The following is a 1,654-nucleotide window of genomic DNA, read 5'->3' as shown; positions in this document are numbered from 1 at the left end:
CGGTGTTTTTCAAGATAGTTGACACTGTTTCTGTGTTTAAGCCGCGTCTTTTTCTACGGCGCATTTTTCCGGATTCAGTGTCGTTGGCCCAACGGGCTCGCAATTTCTGACCTGGCGACTTCCCCAGCGGCTCGGTGTCCGCTGTTTGGCTTGCTCCAGCACACGCTGACGTTGAGCCAGAATGGCAACATCCTCACCAGTATGCCGCTCTTGCGGTGTGACGAAGCGCAGCTTGCTGTGCTTGTGCTCGGTGTTGTACCAGGTCACGAATCGACCTACCCAGCGCCGTGCATCACTGAGGCTTTTAAAGCCAGATGAAGGCCACTCTGGACGATATTTCAGCGTCTTGAACAGCGATTCCGAGAAGGCGTTGTCATTGCTAACCCTTGGCCGACTATACGAGGGTATTACGCCGAGCTCTTCCATTTTCGCTTTCATGGTCTGGGCCTTCATCGGTGCGCCGTTATCAGAATGCAGCACCAGAGGTTGATGGAGGCATTGCTCGCGGAGCAGGCAGCGCTGCAATAAACCAGCCGCATAATCGCCGCTCTCAACTTCGTAGACTTCATAGCCCACAATTTTCCGGCTGTACACATCTTCAAACATGTACAAGTAATAAAACTGCCCACGCACCATTGATGCCAGATATGTAATATCCCAGCTCCAAAGCTCACAAGGCCCCGAGGCATGGTGTGTGGTCGCTTCCCAGGAGCGTTGGGGCGTGAGACTTTGTCCCCGGTGATTCAATTGATTATGCGCTTTCAGTACTCGGTAAAACGATGATTCAGACGCCAGATACAATCCCTCATCCAGCATCGAGGGTACGATTTGCGAAGGCGGCAGGCTTTCATAACGGGCCGAGTTACAGGTTGACAAGATTCGCTCCCGCTCGTCTTCACTGAGCTTGTTCGCGGGTTTGGGTCGTGCCGCTTCCGGACGTTTATCAGGCTGCACTTGGCCTTCACGGAACCAACGACGATAGGTGCGCAGGCCAATACCGGCTTCACCGCAAGCCTTGAATAACCGGGCTCCAGCGTTGTTAGCTTCCTGGATCAGGTCAATGGTTACCCTGCGCTCAGGGACCGGGGTCAGTCGTCCCCGTTGTCGTCCTCCCAGAGCGCATCCAGCTTTTTTCGCAGCACCAGCAAAGCAGCGGTTTCGGCCAGCGCCTTTTCCTTGTGGCGTAACTCGCGCTCAAGTTTCTTGATCTGTTTCTGATCGGCCTGACTTTTTTTACGCAGTTGCTTTTCCCGTTCGGCACTGCGCTGAAAGCCTTGCAAGGACTCTTCTTTCCAGCGCCGGACTTGCTCAGGATAAAGGCCTTTCTCCCGGCAGTACTGACTGAATTCTTCTTCGGACAGCGCGGCTGTCTCAATCACGGTTGCCAGCTTTGCTTCTGCTGACCACTGGTCTGACTTGGCTTTTGAACCGGGCACCGGACGTCCTTCTTCTCTGGCTTGTGTCCGCCAATTGTAAAGGGTTTGCTCCGAGATGCCTTCCTCTCGCGCCAAAGCGGATACGGTCATACTCTGGGGCGGCGATAACTTCGCCAGCACTGCGGCTTTACGTTCATCCGAATAACGAGGCACTATCAACACCTGTACCGCCCAACTGGTTAAAAATTAAGTAGTGCCAACTATCCTGCCAGAGCGGG

General features: G+C 54.1%; 1 protein-coding gene. It reads right to left on the bottom strand.

The annotated features are described in order from the left end of the window. Positions 1–36: 36 nt before the first annotated feature. A protein-coding gene (locus tag FE848_RS18530; RefSeq protein ID WP_413785020.1) for an IS3 family transposase occupies positions 37–1,589 on the bottom strand; the annotation gives its coding sequence in 2 pieces (ribosomal slippage) (positions 37–1,121 and positions 1,121–1,589; 1,554 coding nt in all). Positions 1,590–1,654 lie beyond the last annotated feature (65 nt).

The organism is Marinobacter sp. 1-3A (genome assembly GCF_016597775.1).
Classification (GTDB): Bacteria; Pseudomonadota; Gammaproteobacteria; order Pseudomonadales; family Oleiphilaceae; genus Marinobacter; species Marinobacter xiaoshiensis.
Note: the sequence above shows the minus strand (reverse complement) of the source record. Positions and strands in the feature narration are given on the sequence as shown.